This window comes from Amorphus sp. MBR-141 (assembly GCF_053628695.1).
The window spans coordinates 1-19,281 of record NZ_JBRJGW010000031.1 but is presented as its reverse complement, the minus strand read 5'-3'; the positions used below and the strand labels follow the sequence as shown (position 1 = coordinate 19,281).

The 19,281-nt window shown below is 66.1% G+C and carries 11 protein-coding genes; 7 read left to right on the top strand and 4 right to left on the bottom strand.

Annotated features, from left to right (window positions below):
- Nucleotides 1-24: 24 nt before the first annotated feature.
- The 3 genes from ACSSVZ_RS25320 to ACSSVZ_RS25310 all read left to right on the top strand — a co-directional run bounded on the left by ACSSVZ_RS25320 (nucleotide 25) and on the right by ACSSVZ_RS25310 (nucleotide 9,502).
- Entirely contained in the window at nucleotides 25-879 is an 855-nt protein-coding gene (locus ACSSVZ_RS25320) for an oxidoreductase (protein ID WP_453973583.1), read from the top strand.
- 289 nt (nucleotides 880-1,168) lie between these two features.
- On the top strand, nucleotides 1,169-8,017 hold the full coding sequence (locus ACSSVZ_RS25315; protein WP_453973581.1) for an autotransporter outer membrane beta-barrel domain-containing protein: 6,849 nt from the start codon (nucleotides 1,169-1,171) through the stop codon (nucleotides 8,015-8,017).
- A 222-nt stretch (nucleotides 8,018-8,239) separates the two neighbouring features.
- Nucleotides 8,240-9,502: a TIGR03032 family protein gene (locus ACSSVZ_RS25310; RefSeq protein WP_453973579.1), complete on the top strand. Its 1,263-nt coding sequence runs from the start codon at nucleotides 8,240-8,242 to the stop codon at nucleotides 9,500-9,502.
- A gap of 255 nt (nucleotides 9,503-9,757) precedes the next feature.
- On the opposite strand, the gene infA is transcribed toward ACSSVZ_RS25310, so the two are convergent.
- The 4 genes from infA to ACSSVZ_RS25290 form a co-directional block, all read right to left on the bottom strand.
- Entirely contained in the window at nucleotides 9,758-10,024 is a 267-nt protein-coding gene (infA, locus tag ACSSVZ_RS25305; RefSeq protein WP_453958928.1) for a translation initiation factor IF-1, read from the bottom strand.
- A 10-nt stretch (nucleotides 10,025-10,034) separates the two neighbouring features.
- Entirely contained in the window at nucleotides 10,035-11,519 is a 1,485-nt protein-coding gene (locus tag ACSSVZ_RS25300) for a DEAD/DEAH box helicase (RefSeq protein ID WP_453973578.1), read from the bottom strand.
- A gap of 349 nt (nucleotides 11,520-11,868) precedes the next feature.
- Nucleotides 11,869-12,558 (bottom strand): TetR/AcrR family transcriptional regulator, encoded by a 690-nt coding sequence (locus ACSSVZ_RS25295; protein WP_453973577.1) that lies wholly within the window; start codon nucleotides 12,556-12,558, stop codon nucleotides 11,869-11,871.
- A 160-nt stretch (nucleotides 12,559-12,718) separates the two neighbouring features.
- Nucleotides 12,719-13,624 carry a LysR family transcriptional regulator gene (locus tag ACSSVZ_RS25290; RefSeq protein ID WP_453973575.1) on the bottom strand — a complete coding sequence of 302 codons (906 nt, stop codon included), beginning with the start codon at nucleotides 13,622-13,624 and terminating at the stop codon, nucleotides 12,719-12,721.
- Between the two features lie 224 nt (nucleotides 13,625-13,848).
- Between ACSSVZ_RS25290 and ilvD the strand changes: the two genes are divergently transcribed.
- The 4 genes from ilvD (at nucleotide 13,849) to ACSSVZ_RS25270 (ending at nucleotide 18,863) form a co-directional block, all read left to right on the top strand.
- On the top strand, nucleotides 13,849-15,525 hold the full coding sequence (ilvD, locus tag ACSSVZ_RS25285; RefSeq protein ID WP_453973573.1) for a dihydroxy-acid dehydratase: 1,677 nt from the start codon (nucleotides 13,849-13,851) through the stop codon (nucleotides 15,523-15,525).
- A gap of 306 nt (nucleotides 15,526-15,831) precedes the next feature.
- Nucleotides 15,832-16,998 carry a GmrSD restriction endonuclease domain-containing protein gene (locus ACSSVZ_RS25280; protein ID WP_453973571.1) on the top strand — a complete coding sequence of 389 codons (1,167 nt, stop codon included), beginning with the start codon at nucleotides 15,832-15,834 and terminating at the stop codon, nucleotides 16,996-16,998.
- Nucleotides 16,999-17,117: 119 nt separating this feature from the next.
- The gene (locus ACSSVZ_RS25275; protein ID WP_453973569.1) at nucleotides 17,118-17,657 is read left to right on the top strand and encodes a HEPN domain-containing protein; all 540 of its coding nucleotides are present in this window, start codon (nucleotides 17,118-17,120) and stop codon (nucleotides 17,655-17,657) included.
- 540 nt (nucleotides 17,658-18,197) lie between these two features.
- On the top strand, nucleotides 18,198-18,863 hold the full coding sequence (locus tag ACSSVZ_RS25270; RefSeq protein WP_453973567.1) for a hypothetical protein: 666 nt from the start codon (nucleotides 18,198-18,200) through the stop codon (nucleotides 18,861-18,863).
- The last annotated feature ends 418 nt before the right edge of the window (nucleotides 18,864-19,281 follow it).

Below are 19,281 nucleotides of genomic sequence, written 5' to 3'. Positions count from 1 at the left end.
GGGCCCGCCAGGCCCGATCGTGCCATGACCGCATCCGACACCGCGCCGACCTGGTTCATCACCGGCTGCTCCACCGGCCTCGGGCGTGCCCTTGCCGCCGAGGCGCTCTCCCGCGGCCACCGCGTGGTCGCCACTGCCCGCCGGCCCGAAGCGCTCGCCGACCTCGTCGCGGCCCACCCCGACACCGCGCTGGCGCTCGCCCTCGACGTCACCCGTCCCGAGCAGATCGCCGCCGCCCTTGCCACCGCGGAAGCCCGCTTCGGCGCCATCGACGTCCTGGTGAACAACGCCGGCTACGGCTACTTCGCTGCCATCGAGGAAGGCGAGGACGCCGCCGTCCGCGCGATGTTCGAGGCGAACGTCTTCGGCCTGTTCGAGCTGACCCGCGCCGTGCTGCCCGCCATGCGGGCCCGCCGCAGCGGCCGAATCGTCAACATCACCTCGGTGGGCGGGATGATCGGCTCGGCCGGCGTGGGCTACTACAACGCCACCAAGTTCGCCGTCGAAGGCTTCTCGGAATCGCTGGCCCAGGAGGTGGCGCCGCTGGGCATCCGGGTGACGGCGGTGGCCCCCGGCCCGTTCCGCACCGACTGGGCGGGGCGGTCGAGCGTCCGTTCGGCCACGCGGATCGCCGACTACGAGCAGACCGCCGGGGCGCGGATCGCCATGGTCACCGGCCGCGCCGGCAACCAGCCCGGCGATCCGGAACGCGCCGCAGCCGCGATCGCCGACGCCGTGCTGTCGAGCGATCCGCCGCTGCACTTCGTGCTCGGCCGGAACGGCACCGAGCGGGTCCGTGCCAAGCTCGCCGCCGTGCTCGACGAGGTCGAGCGCTGGGCGCCCGCCGGAACCGCCACCGATTTCCCCGAGGGCGTGTAGCACCACCGCACCACGGTTCCGCCGCCGTCGGCTCCGGCGGGGAGCTTTTCCGGCCGCCGGACAGGAAACGCCCCCCGAAATTTCGGGGCGGCTCGCGGACGGCCGCGGCGGCCGCGTCCCGGAAAACCTGCGATTGTGCACGGTCCGGTGGTTGGGCCCCGTCCGAGGCCCCCATCGAAACGGCGCTAAGTGTTTGCCTCGACACCGCAAGCCGCTTTATCAAGGAAATCGAAGTCGCTTGATCCGGTCGCGCCTGCTGGCGGCAGTCTGATTTTTTGGGATGCGCCGCATGCGTGACGCCGACACCCCCTCCGCAAGGATCCGCGGCGCCGCAACGTCGGACCGCCCCGCCCCGAAGGCCGCCGCCGCCCGCCGCTCCCGGATCAAACGGGTCGCCTCGTCGCTGTTGTTCCAGTCGACGGCGCTCGCGGGAACCTTCGCCGGCATGCCCATCCCCGTGTATTCGCGCGCCTACGCCCAGGCGACGTGCAGCCCGTCGTCGACCGACAGTTTCAAATATCCCAAGAACTCCGGCGGGATCGAGGGGATCGCGACGACGACGTTCGACTGCACCATCTCGTCGAGTTCGACGATCACCACGACGCAATATGCCTATGGCGGTGCGCTGACCTGGTACTCCAATCCCGACAATTACAAGCAGAAGTACGGCTTCCCGCCGACAAACGGCGAGTTCGGGCTGAACATCAAGGTCACCAACACCGCGACGATCGGCGTGAGCAAGGCGGCCATCGTGTCGCCGATGATCTCGTTCCAGGGCTCCTATCTGTACGGCACGAACTATTTCCGCGCCGATCGGCTGCAGTCCGACGCGATCCGCGTGATCTCGGTCGGCGGCAACTCCAATTTCGGCGAGGGCGGCAAGAGCGACGACCAGTCGAAATATCCCGGCGGCCCGGGCGGCACCGTCACGATCGTCAACAACGGCCAGATCACCGGGGCGCCCGGAAACGGGATCTATGCCGTAAGCGCCGGCGGAAGCGCCTATGTCGGCGCCGACGGCGGCGACGGCGGTGCGGTCAGCGTCTCCACCACCCAGAACATCTCGGCCGACGGCTTCGCCATCGTCGCCATCAGCCGCGGCGGCGCCTCGTGGGCGGAGACGGGCGGCAGCGGCGGGACCACGACCGTCACCGTCTCCGGCGACGTCTCGTCGATCGCGTCCACGAGTGCCGGCGGCGGCATCCTCGCCGCCTCCTACGGCGGCAACAGCCCGAACAACGCCGTGTTCACTGGCGCGACCGGCGGAAAGGGGGGGCAGGCTGGCGCCGTCACGCTGACGCTCGGCTCGTCATCGACCCCGTTCGCCGGCTCCGTCACCACCACCGCGCCGGGCAAAGTGGGCAAGGAGTGGGGCTTCCTCACCCGCAACACAGGGGCAGCACTTGCCGCCATCAGCTACGGCGGCCAGGGCACGGTGACCAACAACGGGTCCGGTGCCGGCTTCGACGGTGGCGACGGCGACACCGCGACCGTCAAGCTCTATGGCACCTCGGAGACGCTGGTTAAGACGTCCGGCGACTATTCGGTCGGCGTCCTGGCGGCCAGCTACGGCGGCACCAGCATCGACTACTACGACGCCTCCAAGTCGGGCGGCGGAGCCAGCACGGCAGCCGTCACCCTTTCCGGCGGCGGCGCGATCCAGACGGCCGGCAGCCACTCCAGCGGCATCGTCGCCGTGTCCCTGGGCGGTCTCGGCAATCTGTCCTCGACGGCCACCTCGAATGGTTCCGGCAAGGGCGGCGTCGCCGGCGAGGTCAAGGTCACCAACGACTTCGCCGTCACCACCAAGGGCGACCACGCGCACGGCATCGCCGCCATCTCCGCCGGCGCCGGCGGCGGCATCTTCGTCTGGTCGAAGAACTCGTCGTTCCAGTGGGGCGACGGCAATCCGGCCTCCAACACCTCAAGCACCGTCAACGTCACCAATACCGGCACGATCAAGACCTACGGCGTCGATTCCCACGGCATCATCGCCCAGTCGATCGGCGGCGGCGGCGGCGCGCTGACCTCCTATTCCGACATCCAGACCGACAGCTACGGCGCCGTCACCACCTCTTCCCCGACCCAGACCATCGGCGGCCCGTCCGGCAGCTCCAACGCCTACGGCGTGACGGTGGTCAACAAGGGCGCCATCACCACCTATGGCGGCTATGCCTCGGGCACGGCGGCGAAGAGCGCCGACGGCACCAACGTCGACGTCGGTGGCGGCATCGCCATCCTCGCCCAGTCGATCGGCGGCGGCGGCGGCGACAACACCGGCCACGGCGCCATCGGCGGCATCGGCGGCAGCGGCAAGTCGGGCGGCAGCGGCTCCAACGGCGGCACCACTTACGTCCGCAACTACGCCGCGCTCACCACCTACGGCTCCGAGGCGCACGGCATCGTCGCCCAGTCCATCGGCGGCGGCGGCGGCACCGGCCGCAACCGCAAGGGCCTGTTCGTCGCGGTCGGCGGGACCGGCGGCAGCGGCGGCAACGGCAACACCGTCTACGTCCTCGACGAGGGCGCGATCACCCTGACCGGCGACTACGCCACCGGCATTGTCGCCCAGTCCATCGGCGGCGGCGGCGGCGCCGGCGGCAAGGCGACCGCCTGGGGCGTCGGCTTCTCCGATGCGATCGGCGGTAACGCCGGCGATGGCGGCTCCGGCGGCTCGGTCACCGTGGTCACCTCGGCGTCTGGCGCCATCAAGACGTACGGGACCAACGGCGTCGGCATCCTCGTCCAGTCGATCGGCGGCGGCGGCGGCAGCGGCGGCGCCGCCAAGTCCTCGTCGGCGGGCAAGACCTTCGACATCTCCATCGCGAGCGGCAGCGGCGGTGGCGATGGCGGCGGCGGCGGCACGGCCTACGTGAAGCACAGCGGTTCGATCGCGACCAGCGGCTACGATTCGGCGGCCATCATCGTGCAGTCGATCGGTGGCGGCGGCGGACAGGGCGGCGTCTCCACCGCCCATTCGCTCGCTGCCGGCCTGCCGTTCGACGAAAAGGGCGACAGCTTCGCCATGGCCGTCTCGATCTCCCACGGTGGCAACGGTGGCGATGGCGGCGATGGCGGCGAGGCCAAGGCGATCATCTCGAAAGGGGCGTCGGCCACCACCAGCAGCGACGGGTCGATCGGCGTCCACGTCCAGTCGATCGGCGGCGGCGGCGGCGCCGGTGGCGACTCCACGGCGGCGGCGGCGACCGCCACGCTGCAGAGCGTGATCGACAAGGCGACCGCTGGCCAGGGCGAAGGCGCCAAGGGCGACTCCGTCACCACCACGCTCAAATTCTCCCTCGGCGGCAGCGGCGGCACGCCCGGTGCCGGCGGCACGGCCTACGCCCACACCTACGGGGCGATCGCGACCTCCGGCGCCTTCTCCGACGGCATGCTGGTGCAGTCGATCGGTGGCGGCGGCGGCGCCGGCGGAACCGGCGAGACCGACAGCGTCTCGACCTTTGGCGATTCCACCGTCACGCTCGGCCTCTCGATCGGCGGCACGGCCGGCGGCGGCGGCGACGGCGGAAAGGCGTCCGGCGGGATCGCCGACACCGGCTCCATCACCACCGGCGGGTCCACCTCGCCGGCGCTTGTCGTCCACTCGATCGGCGGCGGCGGCGGCGAAGGCGGCGGCGGCTCCGGCGACAACGACGCCGACAACCAACTGACCGTGGGCATCGGCGCCACTGGCGGCAAGGGCGGCGACGGCGGCAGCGTCTACGCCTGGAACAACGGCACCATCACCACGACCGGCGATTCCTCGTCCGGCATCGTCGCCCAGTCGGTCGGCGGCGGCGGCGGCCAGGGCGGCTCCGGCACCAGCTCGATCGGCCATGCGTTCGAGTTCAAGAAGGAAACCGAAAAGTCCTTCAAGGACTGGGTGAAGCTGAATCCCGGCTTCGACGTGACCACCACGCTCACCGCCAACACGGGCGCCTCGGGTGGCGCCGGCGGCGACGGCGGTCAGGTGGTCGTGGGCAACGCCAAGCTCGGCAACACGAACGTCTCCAAGGGGACGACGACCACGTCCGGCTCCTTCTCCGCCGGTGTCCTCGCCCAGTCGATCGGCGGCGGCGGCGGCGCCGTCTCGGTCTCCTCCAGCGTCAACGATGCCGACCTGGACCTCCCCGATGCCGATGTCGATCTCGACATCGCGACGATCTCCTTCGGCGCGAGCGGTGGCAGCTTCGGCCAGGGCGGCACGGTCATCGTCTATGCCGCCAACACCTACACGTCGGGTTTCTCCGCACCTGGCGTGATCGCCCAGTCGATCGGCGGCGGCGGCGGTGTCGGCATCGTCACCGGCTACGCCATGGACAAGGTCGACGTGAAGCTGGGCGCCAAGTCGGGGGCATCCGGCGACGCCTCGGCCGTGACCGTCAACACGCTGGCCGGCACCAAGATCAAGACCACCGGCGACAATTCGAATGGTGTGATTGCCCAGTCGATCGGCGGCGGTGGCGGCATCGCCGGCATCGCGCTCGGCACCTACTATGCGGTCAACGACGACACCATCGCCGACGTCATCAGCGTGACGTTCGGCGGCGGAAGCGGCAACGGCGCCTCCCATGGCGAAGAGGTCACCGTCGATCATGCGGGATCGCTGACGACCGGCGGAACCCGGTCGGTCGGCATCGTCGCCCAGTCCATCAGCGGGGGCGGCGGTTTCGTCTCGGCCTCGGCCACCAGCTTCGACGCGGTCACCTTCGTTCAGAACCAGGCGCCAAACAGCGCCAAGAGCGCCAGCGTGACCGTGGAAGGGGGCGCTGCCATCGTCACGAGCGGCGACGGCGCCGTGGGCATCCTTGCGCAGACCGTCTCCGGCGGCGGCGGCGTCGCCGCCGACCTCTCCTTGGCGCTCACGCCGATCTACGGCTACTACAACTCCAACCGCGAGACCGTCGGGACGAAGTACTACTACACCGACGGCACCGGCGTGGCGGAGAGCACGGGCACCGTCACCGTGACCGTCGACGCCAACGGATCCGTCGCGACATCGGGCAAGTACGCCCACGGCATCATTGCCCAGGCGGTCGCCGGATCGGGCGGCATCTTCACCCGCAATGGCAAGACCTACGCCGGCACGCTCGGCCGCTTCAACAATCCGAAGGACGACCAGGCGCTCGGCAACATCCAGACCGGCTCGGTGTCGGTCACCGTCAACGGCAGCGTCACGGTCAACGATCCGACGGCCTGGGCGATCTGGGGCCAGGCGACGGGCACCGCGCTGACCGTCACCGTCGGCTCCGGCGGCGTGGTCACCGGCTCGCAGGCGGCGGGGTCGGGAGGCGTCTACGCGGGCGGCGCGATCTTCGCCTCCGGCGCGATCTCGACGTCGGTGAAACTCGACAACTCGGGCACGGTCACCGGCAACGTCGTGCGCTACAAGTTCGCCGACGCCTCCGAGCAGCTCGACCCCGACACGGTCGCCAGCGTGACCCAGGGCCAGACCGCCGACTTCGCCGGCCAGGCGCTGTTCGTCAACCAGGGCACCGGCACCTTCGCCACCGGCACCATCGCCGATCTCGATGCGGTGCTGAACGCCGGAACGCTGTCCATCGGCGGGTCGAACCGCACCCTCAAAACGACGGTGACCGGCGATCTCGTCGGCATCGGCACGTCGGATAGCGGCAGCGCCTTCGACGTCGGCGATGCCGGCATGGCCCGCAGCTTCACGCCGGTCTCCTACTTCGAAGGCACCGCCGAGAAGTCCTGGCGCACCGCCACCTCCAGCCGCGGCGGCCTGATCGCCGGCCTCGACGTCGACATGGAGAAGCGCACCAGCGACCAGCTCGTCGTGCGCGGCGACTTCGCCGGCACCTGGGGCACCATCCTCAATCCGTACGCCATGCTGCCGAACGTCCGCACCGACTTCGTCCGGGTCGAGGGCGCGGACCTCAGCGACCTGTCGGTGCTCTCCACGCTGGTCTACCGGTTCACCGACGTCACCACCTCCGACACCGGCTGGAAGGGCTTCCAGGTCAAAAGCGCCACCTTCGAAGGGACCGGCGTTGCCATGGGGGCCAACGCCACCGGCGTCTCCCATGGCCTGCAGAGCGCCTGGGACAATCTGGCCAGCGGCGGCGCAACCACCGTGGACGCCGGCGACGGCGGGCCGTCCATCGCCCAGGCGTTCGCCGCCTTCCACGCCGCCACGCCGTCGACGCTGGAGCAGATGCTGGCCGTCGTCGCCTCCCAGACCACCGTCGCCGGCCCGGCGGCCGCCCCCCAGGGCGCCATCACCGCCGCCAACAGCGTCCTCTCCTGCCCCGCCTTCACCACCGGCGTGGCCCTGCAGGAGGGCGAGTGCGTGTGGGGCCGCTTCCTCGGGGCACGGGCGGAGCAGGACGCCACGCGCGACGCCACCGGCTACACCGAGCAGACCACGGGGTTCGCCGCCGGCGGCCAGAAGGCGCTCGGCGACGGCTGGTTCCTCGGCGGCAGCCTGACCTACGAGGACTCCTGGTTCCGCAACGACGCCGGCACCGAGAAGGTGGAGGCCAACTCGTTCACCGCCGCGGCGGCGCTGAAGAAGGAGGTGGGCTCCTGGCTGTTCGCGCTGGCCGGCGGCGCCGGCTACACGTGGAGCGATTCTTCGCGCTACCTGTCGCTCGGCACGCTCTCCGCCGTGGCCGAGGCCGAGCCGAAGTCGGCGGTGCTGTTCGGCCGGGCCCGGGCCTCCTACGAGATTGCCTTCGACACGCGCTTCTACATGCGCCCCATGGTCGACCTGGACGTCATCACGGTGCACCAGGAGGGCTACCGCGAAAGCGGCGCCGGCGGCCTCAACCTGATCGTCGACGACGCCACCAAGACGGTGTTCGGGGTGACGCCCGGGGTGGAGTTCGGAGCGCGCCTGGACATGGGATACGGCCTTCCGGCGCGGCTGTTCGCCGGCGTCGGCGTGTCGTTCCTGTCCGACGACACCTGGGAATCGACGGCCCGCTTCGCCGGCGTCTCGAACATGGACCAGTTCACCACGGTCATGCCGATCGCCGACACCGTCGGCCGCCTCACCGCCGGCATCGACCTGCAGAAGGTGCACGGCATGCAGCTGAAGCTGCAGTACGACGGCGCCTTCGCCGACAACTACCAGTCCCACGGCGGCTCGCTCAGGTTCGGCTACCGGTTCTGAAAACACCGGCCGGGCCGGGGCACGCGCCGTCCGGCAGCCGCCCGCCCCTGCGGGCCCTGTCGCGAACCGGGGTTCCCGGTCGACGCGCCGGGCCTCCCGCATCACGGAGCCCTTTCCGGTCAGGCGAAATCATCTGGCCGATAGGAAATGGCTCCAGAATCAAGACCTTGAGCAAGTCCTCTTCGGTCGGATCGCTTCGATCTCGACGGGAAATGCTCTAGGTTGAGCGGACCCTTCCCGCTCGGATCCATCCGGTCCGACCGCGACCTGTTCTGGAGTACGCGCATCGCCATGACCGCAGACGAGCCCAGCGTCCCGGACGCGCCCGAGCCGGCCCAGGCCGCCGCGCCCACCGATGCGGCCCCGCCGCCCGCCGATGCCCCGGGCGCCGCACCGGCGCCACAGGCCACCGAGATCCAGACCAGCATCACCTGCTCGCGCGGCTTCCCGCAGTGGCTGGCGATGAACGGCTGTTCGCTGGCCTTCACCTCCTACCAGACCGGCCAGCTGTTCCTGGTCGGCGTCCAGCCGGACGGCGCCCTCTCCCTGCACCAGCGCAACTTCGTCCGCGCCATGGGGCTGATCGGCGACAGCCAGCGGCTGCTGCTCGCCGGCCTTGCCCAGATCTGGCGCTTCGAGAACGTGCTGGCGCCGAACGAGCGCGCCAACGGGCACTTCGACCGTCTCTACGTTCCCCGCCGCGGCCAGACCGTCTCCGACCTCGACGTCCACGAGCTCGGCATCGACACCGCCGGCCGGCTGCTGTTCGTCAACACCAAGTACTCGTGCCTCGCCACCGACAGCGTGGTGCACTCCTTCAAGCCGGTCTGGCGGCCGCCGTTCATCTCCAAGCTGGCGCCGGAGGACCGCTGCCATCTCAACGGCCTCGCCATGGAGAACGGTGTGCCGCGCTACGTCACCTCGGTGTCGACCACCGACATCGTCGACGGCTGGCGCAGCCACCGCCGCGACGGCGGCGTGGTCGTTGACGTGGAGACCGACAAGATCGTCGCCGAAGGGCTGTCGATGCCCCATTCGCCGCGCCTTCACGACGGCGCGCTGTGGATGCTCGATTCCGGCAACGGCTATCTCACCCGCATCGATCTTCAGAACGGCGCCCGCGAGCGCGTCGCCTTCTGCCCGGGCTTCCTGCGCGGCCTCTCCTTCCACGCCGGCCACGCCGTCGTCGGCCTGTCGCTGGCCCGCCACGAGGGGGTGTTCTCGGGCCTGCCGCTGCAGGAGGAGCTGGAGAAGCGCGGCGGCGAGGCCTGGTGCGGCATCCAGATCGTCAACCAGCGCAACGGCGACATCGTCGAGTGGCTGCGGCTGGAAGGCGGCATCCGCGAGCTCTTCGACGTGCGCGTGCTGCCGGGCGTGCGCTGTCCGATGGCGCTGCCCACCTTCGGGCCGGACCTCGCCAGCTTCATCACCATCGAGGCCCCCGACCGCCCGCTCTCCGAGCGCGGCTGGCACGTGCCGGGCTGACACCCCGCGCTTTCCGTCCGCCTGCGGACAAACGAAAAAGGCGCCCCGATCGCTCGGGACGCCTTTTTTCATGTCGTGTGCGGACCCGTGTCCGGGCCCCCTCCCCGCGTCCGGATCGTGTCGACCCGGACGGACGGAGAGACTAGAGCCTTTTCCGATCAGGTGGTTTCATCTGATCGACAAGAAATGGCTCAAGATCAATCACTTGAGCAATTCCTTTTCGTTCAGATCGCTTCGATCTGAACGGGAAATGCTCTAGTGCCGGCGGAACGACCGGCGCGGACCGGACGGGCCGGCGCCTTCGGTCTTGTGGCGGAAGGTGATGCGGCCCTTGTCGAGATCGTAGGGCGTCATTTCCACCGTCACCCGGTCGCCCGCGAGCGTCCGGATGCGGTGCTTCTTCATCCGGCCAGCCGAGTAGGCGAGGATCTGGTGGTCGTTATCCAGCCGCACTCGAAAGTTTCCGTCCGGGAGCACCTCCGTTACGACGCCCTCGAACTCGATCAGATCTTCCTTCGCCATGCTCGTTCCTCTACCTGTTCTGGGAAGCGGCGGGTGCGGCGGACGACCGATGGGGTCGAGCGCGCGCCGGGCGCTTCGGTTGCATGAAGGTCACATCGCCGACGCCCGAGGCGCCGGCATCATCACGGGTCCGGCCCTGGTGATTGCCCTTGGCAGCCTGGCGGTTGCCGCGGTTCTGCTGGCCCGAACGGTCGTCGGCGCGCTGCGGGCGGTCGCCGTCGCGGAAGGAGCGGCCCTGCGGACGGCCTGCACCGTCGGAGCGGCCACCGGCCGGGCGCGGACCGTCGCGCCGGGGCGGACGGCCGCCGTTGCGGTTGCCGCCACGGTAGTCGTCGCGCTCCTCGCCGCCGCCACCGCGGGCCTCCAGGCCCTCGGGAGCCGCAACGATCGGCACCGACTGCTTGATCAGCCGTTCGATGGCGCGCAGCAGGCTCTTTTCCGACGGCGCGCACAGGGTGATCGCGTTGCCCTCGTTGCCGGCGCGCGCGGTCCGCCCGATGCGGTGGACGTAGGTTTCCGCCACGTGCGGCAGCTCGTAGTTGATGACGTGGCTGATGGCTTCCACGTCGATGCCGCGGGCGGCGATGTCGGTGGCCACCAGCACGCGGATCGAGCCCTTGCGGAACGCCGCGAGCGTGCGCTCGCGCTGGCCCTGGGACTTGTTGCCGTGGATCGCCTCGGAGGGCACGCCCATCCGGACCAGGTTCTTCACGACCTTGTCGGCGCCATGCTTGGTGCGGGTGAACACCAGCGCGTGCTTGACCTCATCCTTCTTCAGGACGTGGACCAGCGCGTCGGTCTTGTGCTGGGTGTCGACGAACATGACCTCCTGGGCGACGCGGTCGGCGGTCTTGGCGACCGGGGTCACCGCGACTTCGACCGGATCGGTCAGGATGTTGTTGGCGAAGGTCGCGATGGCGTTCGGCATGGTCGCCGAGAAGAACAGGTTCTGACGCTCCTTGGGCAGCTTCGCCACGATCGCCTTGATCGAGTGGATGAAGCCCATGTCGAGCATCTGGTCGGCTTCGTCGAGCACCAGGATCTCGACTTCGCTCAGGTACAGCGCCCGCTGCTCGACGAGGTCGAGAAGACGGCCCGGCGTCGCGATGACGACATCGCAGCCGCGCTCGACGTCACGCTTCTGGCGGCCGATCGACACGCCGCCGATGACCAGCGCGGTCCGCAGCGGCATCTTCGAGCCGTAAGCCTCGAAGCGCTCCTGGATCTGGCTGCACAGCTCGCGCGTCGGCGACAGCACGAGCACGCGGGTGCCGCGTCCGCGGACGGACTTCGGCTTGGTGGCGATGTGGTTGAGGATCGGCAGCGCGAAGGCGGCCGTCTTGCCGGTTCCCGTCTGGGCGATGCCGAGAAGGTCGCGGCCGGCCATCACCGGCGGAATCGCCTGGATCTGGATCGGGGTCGGAGTGAGATGGCGCTCGTCGGTGAGCGCGGTGAGGATCGGCACTGAGAGGCCGAGATCTGAAAACTGTGTCAAAGGTCTCTTTCGTTGAGTGCGGCGGACACGCAGGTCAAAGGCGCGACCACCGGGATCGAAACCCGGTCCCTGGAGCACTCGGCCCCGGATCGAAGTTCAACCGCAAAAACAATCAGAGGGCTCCCATCCCTGAGGACAAGGAACCGCTCTGGCGAGGTCGCGAGGACCCCACGTGCCGGGCACTCAGCGAATATATATGGGAGAAGCAGCTTCGGAACTTGACGTCCCGTCCACGCGTGCTTGGAAGGCTATATGGACCGTCGCCGGCAAAAAAGCAATGGGTCCATTGCACTGCATCATTTTCCGCCCGCCGCCCCGCCGCTGCCGCCCCGGGCCTCCCCGCCGCGCCTCAGGCGGCGGAGAGAAAGGCCTTGGCGAAGCCCGGCTCGCTCATCGCGACGCTGCCGTCGGGCACCCCGAGGATGCGGTCGGCGGCGATGCCGAGCGCCGTCAGGCGCGCGTCGAGCACGCCGGCCGCCGCCTCCGCCCGCGCCGTGCCGATCGCGCCGATCGCGTCGGCGACCGCGTCGCGGCTCGACGCGCCGAGCTGCAGCAGGATCTCCGCCGTCGCTTCCGGATCGTGGACGCGGAAGGTGCCCTCCCGGTTGCCCTCGGCGATCAGCTCCGCCACCACCGGCTTCAGCACGGCGATCTGGGCCGCGTGGATGCGGTGATAGAGGACGAGGTTCTCCGGCCGGAACAGCGTCCGGAACGCCGCCAGCATGCCCGGCGCCGCCTCGCGCTTCATCGCCCGGGCCTGGCCGAGGAAGGCGTTGAAGCGCGCCAGCGCGTCGCGCGAGGGGTCGGCGAGGACCGGCCGCGCCTGCGCCACCGCCTCGCCCGCCAGCCGCTCGGCCAGCGCCGCCAGCACGTCCTCCTTGGCGGCGAAGTGATGGTAGAAGCCGCCTTTGGAAACGCCCGCCTTGGCGATGATGTCGGCCACCGGCGTCGCCTCGTAGCCGCGCGCGAAGAACAGCGCCTGGGCCGCGTCGACGATCTCCGACCGGCGCGCGTCCGGCGTCTTCAGCTGTCGTGCCATGGTTTCCTCCCGGGTTGCCCGCCGCTACAGACCGACGGTCGGTCTTTAATAGGAACGCGGCCCGGCCCTGTCAAGCGCGGCCCGCGCCCGGCGAGGACAGCGATGCGCGGAACGGCGGCCGGCGGCGCGGGATCCGGTCGACCGGAGCCGGCCGCGCGGCCTATCCCTCCGCCGCCAGCGCCCCCGCCAGCTCCACCAGGTGCGCCACCGTCGGCAGCGGTTCGCCGCGGCGCCAGACCAGCCCCGTCTCCACCTCCGGCGCATCGCCGGCGAGCGGCAGGTAGCGCACGCCGGAGCGGCCGAGATCGGTGAGCGACTGCGGCACCAGCGCCAGCCCCAGCCCCACCCCCACCAGCGCCACGATGGTCTGCATCTGGATCGCCTCCTGGAACACGTGCGGGCGGGCGCCGCGCACCGCGTACGCCCCCGTGACGATGTCGTGGAAGTCCGGCGCGATGCGGCGCGGGAACAGGATCAGCGGCGCCTCCAGCACGTCGTCGAGGTCGAGCATGCCGGCGCGCGGCCGCAGCCGGCCCTCCGCGATCCACGCCTCCGGCACCGCCGCCACCAGCGGCTCGCGCACCAGCGGCAGATACGCCAGGCTCACGTGCAGCCCGGCCTGCGGGATGATCAGCCCGGCGTCGAGGCTGCCGGACAGCAGCGCCTCGATCTGCAGGTCGCTGGTGGTCTCGCGCAGCTGCACCTCCACCTCCGGATAGGCCGCCTTGAAGCGGGCGACCAGCAGCGGCAGGATCGAGTAGTCGGCGGTCGACACGAACGCCAGCCGCAGCACGCCGAGCTGGCCGCGCGCCAGCCGGCGCGCGATGTCGGGCAGCCCGTCGGCCTCGGCGATCAGCCGCTGGGCGTGCGCCCGCCACGCCGCCCCAACCGGCGTCAGCGCCACCGAGCGCTTGGTGCGGGCGAACAGCTGCACGCCCAGCTCCTCCTCCAGCGCCTGCACCGACTGGCTGAGCGGCGGCTGGGTCATGCCGAGGCGCTCGGCGGCGCGGCCGAAATGGAGCTCCTCGGCAACCGCGAGGAACTGGCGGAGCTGGCGCAGGTTCATGGAACCACTTATACGCAAAACGACCCAATGGGACCTGAATAATATATTTCCTGTTGGCTTTGGAAAGCGTCTAAGGTTTCGCTCAACGACGCTGGCGCTGCGGCCGCGGCCCCGGCCGCCCTGCCGGGCGTCGGCGGACCGAGGCCCGCCGCCTCTCCGGGCTGCCCGACATCGACCGCAGTCCCCGACTGCCCACTGCCAGAACACGCGGGAAGGAAACCGACATGGCCGCCAACGACCGATCCAAGCACGTCACCCAGGGCGTCGAGCGCTCGCCCAACCGCGCGATGTACTACGCGCTCGGCTACCAGAAGGAAGACTTCTCCAAGCCGATGATCGGCATCGCCAACGGCCACTCGACCATCACGCCGTGCAACGCCGGCCTGCAGCGCCTGGCCGATGCCGCCGATGCCGCCATCCGCGAGGCCGGCGCCAACCCGCAGATGTTCGGCACGCCCACCATCTCCGACGGCATGTCGATGGGCACCGAGGGCATGAAATACTCCCTCATCTCCCGCGAGGTGATCGCCGACTGCATCGAGACCTGCGTGCAGGGCCAGTGGATGGACGGCGTCGTCGTCATCGGCGGCTGCGACAAGAACATGCCGGGCGGCATGATCGGCATGTGCCGCTCCAACGTGCCCTCCATCTACGTCTACGGCGGCACCATCAAGCCGGGCCGCTGGAAGGGCAAGGACCTCTCCATCGTCTCCTCCTTCGAGGCGGTCGGCGCCTACCGGGCCGGCAAGATGAGCGAGGAGGACTTCGAGGGCATCGAGCGCAACGCCTGCCCGTCCCTCGGCTCCTGCGGCGGCATGTACACGGCGAACACCATGAGCTCGACCTTCGAGGCGCTCGGCATGTCGCTGCTCTATTCCTCCGACATGGCCAACCCCGACCAGGAGAAGGTCGACAGTGCCGCGCAATCCGCCCGCGTCCTCGTCGAGGCGGTGCGCAAGGGCGGCCTCAAGCCCCGCGACATCGTCACGAGGCAGTCCATCGAGAACGCCGTGGCCCTCATCATGGCCACCGGCGGCTCCACCAACGCCGTGCTCCATTATCTCGCCATCGCCGATGCGGCCGAGGTGGAGTGGACGCTGGACGACTTCGAGCGCGTCCGCCGCAACGTCCCCGTCCTGTGCGACCTGAAGCCGTCGGGCCGCTTCATGGCGGTCGACCTGCACAAGGCGGGCGGCATCCCGCAGGTCCTCAAGATCCTGCTCAACGCCGGCCACCTCCACGGCGACTGCATGACCATCACCGGCCGCACCATCGGCGAGGAGCTCGAGCACGTGCCCGACGCGCCGCGCGCCGACCAGGAGGTCATCCGGCCGATCGACAACCCGATGTACAGGCAAGGCCACCTGGCGATCCTCAAGGGCAACCTCGCCGAGGGCGGCGCGGTCGCCAAGATCACCGGCCTGAAGAGCCCGGTCATCACCGGCCCGGCCCGCGTCTTCGACGACGAACCCTCCGCCATGGAGGCGATCCAGTCGGACAGGATCCAGGCCGGCGACGTGCTGGTGCTGCGCTACCTGGGCCCGAGGGGCGGCCCCGGCATGCCGGAGATGCTGGCGCCCACCTCGGCGATCATCGGCCGCGGGCTCGGCGACAGTGTCGGCTTCATCACCGACGGCCGCTTCTCCGGCGGCACCTGGGGCATGGTGGTCGGCCACGTGACGCCGGAAGCCATCGACGGCGGCACCATCGCGCTGGTCCAGGAAGGCGACTCGATCACCATCGACGCCCACCAGCTCTTGTTGCAGCTCAACGTCGACGACGCCGAAATCGCCAAGCGCCGGGCGGCATGGAAGAAGCCGGAGCCCCGCTACACAAGGGGCGTGCTGGCGAAGTTCGCCAAACTGGCGAAAAGCGCGAGCGAAGGGGCGGCGACGAACTAGCAAGCAATTATGCGCCGCTCACCCGCTTCGGGTGGGCGGCCTGACCGGCCGCCGTGCGGTCGAGCGCTGCCTTTTGCTGCAAGCAGCCGCAGCAGAATGGCAACTGGTTTCCGTACCGTCTCAAATTTGATGACAATCGTTGCCGATGGAACACAAAATCGCTGCCGGGATGTGGGGGATCGATGCCCGGGCGTTGCAAAGTCGAAGCTCGTCAGCCTAACCTTGCCGCACATCACCGCCGTGAAGCGGCGGCTAAATATCAAACGATGATCAGTCAAGCTCAGCCGCGCGAGGAATTAAAATAATATGGAGGATAATTTCGAGTTTGACGATGAGAAAGAAGAGCCCCTTGATGAGAGCAGCACATCCCTCTTCTCCGAAGCAGTATTATTCTCCTCCGATTGGACTGTCGAAACCATTCTATCTCAACTATCACGTGAAAATATCCAGCTAAATCCGAACTTCCAGAGACGTGACGCATGGTCAAATTCGCGAAAAAGTCGTTTTATTGAGTCAATAATTGTCGGCCTTCCAATCCCTCAGCTTGTACTGGCCGAAATGAAAGGCAAGCGAGGAAAGTATATCGTACTTGACGGAAAGCAGCGACTACTCTCTCTATTGCGATACACCGAAAGCGAAAAAGACTCCAAACTTGGATTTCAACTATCAGGGCTTGAGATAAGATCTGATCTCTCAAGAAAAAAATATTTTAGCTTTCTAAATGACTCGGAACTACAGAGCGATCTTGATGCATTTCTAAACTACACAATTAGAACTGTAATTATTAGAAATTGGCCGAACAAGGAATTCCTTCATCAAGTATTCTTACGCTTAAATACGGGAAGCGTAAAGCTTTCTCCACAAGAATTGCGTCAAGCGATGGCTCCCGGCAATTTCACCGACTTCGCGGACTCCTTTGCAGCGAACTCAGCTTCGATTCACAAGTTAATAAATAGAGACACGCCAGATCCGCGCATGAGGGATGTAGAGATACTCGTCAGATATATTGCATTTCATGATCACATTTCGGAATACAAGGGTCGGATGAAATCCTTTCTTGATGACGTGTGCGTTTCTGAGAATGAGAATTGGGAAGAAAGAGAATCGCACATTCGAGAAATTTCATATCAATTTGAGCACTCGATTGATGGTTTGATCGAGATATTTGGCGACCATCTCGCCAAGAAACCTAGATCAAGATCGTTTAACCGTGCCATTTTTGATTGTCTAGCCTTTTACGCAGCGGATCCAAGCATCCTTAAAAAAATGCTCGATAGCAAGCGCGCTGTGTCTGAAAACTATAAGCATTTATTCGGAGACAATGAATTTCTTGAGTCCATTGAAAGCGACACAGCAGGCCTGCCAAATACATATTCACGGCTCAGAAAATGGGGAGAGTCCCTTGCAGACGCGATTGATTCGGAAATCAAACTTCCAGGGCTAGAAGAAAACCGCATTGTCTTTCGAGACTGAACGCAATGCCCTCATCACATTACCTAGATCTAAAGCAATCCATAAGAACTCTCAGAAGCCATTTGCTTCCAAGGCAGTTTGATAGCTCCGGCAACTACACTGAGAGGGTATTTACAAAAGTGGTAGCGTTTCGAGTTTTATCTCATGCTGCAATCGAAGAGTATATTGAAGAACGAGTCGTTGAGATCGCTATTGAATCCAGTAAGACGTGCAAATATTTCGGTAGAATTCCTCACCCCACAGCCTGCCTACTGTCATTCAGCGAGGCTAGCGGCAAGCTTCCACCTGATACGCTTTTGCCCCCCAATCCCAACCATTCATCAGCTTGGCCTGAGAAAATTGATGTCTTCACGCGCATTTCTAAAGTGACCTCCTTCTACGTAAGGTTTGTGAAGAGTGAAAATCATGGCGTACGAGAGAAAAATATTATTTCCCTACTGATTCCGATCGGATACCCCCATCAAAATCTCGACCCGTATCTCGTGTCCGAGCTCGATAATTTTGGTAAACTGCGCGGAGAATTCGCCCATACCGGTGTATCTAAGCACGTCCAGTCGAAACCAAACCCAGAACTCGAGCTGAAAAAAGTAACGGAAATCGTTAATCTTCTAAAAAATGTAGACAAAGAACTTGATAGCATTCTCTCTATTTGCAGTTAAGCCGATATTTTTACTTATAATTGAATTATTATTATAATACTATTATAATCTACTTGCGTGGAGAAAGTTCGCGCTCCGGTACGGGAGTCCAGTTGCTTTCATGCCAAGCCTTCCTCCCCCCACCTATCCCCACCCCCTCGCACCTCCCGTATGCTCCCTCCCGTCGCTTGACCTGCAGGGAGCCGTGTCTGGACCGTCCGCGATGTGGGTCGAGGGCCTGACGGCTGGGGGCTCGCGCGCGCAACCGACGTGCGCGATGCCCTCATACCCTCCCCCACACTCCGCTCATTCCAGCGAGGGCTGGAATCCAATTGCCGAAGTGGCAGCAATTGAGGATGTAGGATGAAGCCCGTTGGCGGTGGCTGCGCGCATTCCCAGCGCCGGCCCTTGCTCTTCCATTCGATCTGGGTATTTGAGATACCTAGTTTGAAAATTTCTGTGCGCTGAGTGCGCGTTGCAACCAATAATTCAATTACACCTTGCCTCTCCCAAAAATTGCATTGATAATTAATCACTCAATTTGTGGTGAGCATCGCAAAGATGTCTGTTCTGGATATCCCCCTCCGAAAAGCATTGCAGTTGCTCTATGCACCGGAGCGATTACGGCGTAAACTCTTGAAGGAAGACATTCGACTTGACCGCCGAAAAGAAGCCGGCGGCAATAGAAGCAGAGGTGGCGATTTCTATTTATATTTTTGGTCAGATGTCAAAAAGCACATATCCGGCGAAGGGGATTTATCCAAGCTTATTGATGACCGCATCAATTCAAACAAGCAATTTAAGCGACTGTATCCTCAATTAAAGGATGGAGTATTAGACCTACTCAACGCGAAACTGCGATGGTCAAACGAGCCAGTCGAAATAGTCCCCCAAAGCGTCCACGGTCAGCTGGAAATTGAGGAGTTGGGCGGCACAATTCGCATTAGGGATGCTCTCCACGCCCGCGTAAGGCGGGAATATACACGTGTCGTGTATCCCTACTTCAGCGAAGAACCGCCCCTTCCGGAAGAGGGCGGAAGATTGGGTTTATGGGTAATGCAAAAAGCCTTGACCGCGCTCGACCCGAATGACATGCGGATTATTGATCCCCTGCGCCGGACATTCTTCTCTCCGCAAACGACGCCGCTGCAAGGCAACGAAGAAGTGGTTTTCAAAAAGAACTACAGATCACTTATCGACGATTGGGAACGCCTAAAGCGTGAGTGAGCGGAGGTTGGGCAGGATCGTGCGGAAACAAGCTTTGTCCCATCCGGACCGCACCACCAGCCGACGACCGTCGGTCGGCCGGTCAGGCCGCCCTCGCGGAGCGATGAGCGAAGCGAATTCGCGTGAGCGGACAAGAAATCAGGCCGCAAACTCGGCGTGAGTAAACAAATTACCCCCCAACCTTATCCCCACCCCCTGCTCCCTCCCGTAGCTCAACCCGCTGGGAGCCGTGCCGGACCGTCCGCCACGTGGGTCGAGGACCTGACGGCCGGGCGCGCGCGCGTCTAACAACGGGCGCGCGATGCCCTCACACCTGCCCCCACACTCCGCTTGTGTCTGATTTGTGTGGTTTGATTGAGCGTCGGGAGGCGTGGCGACGCCTCCCGACGCGGTCAGGTGGCCGTCTCTCCGCGGGTCG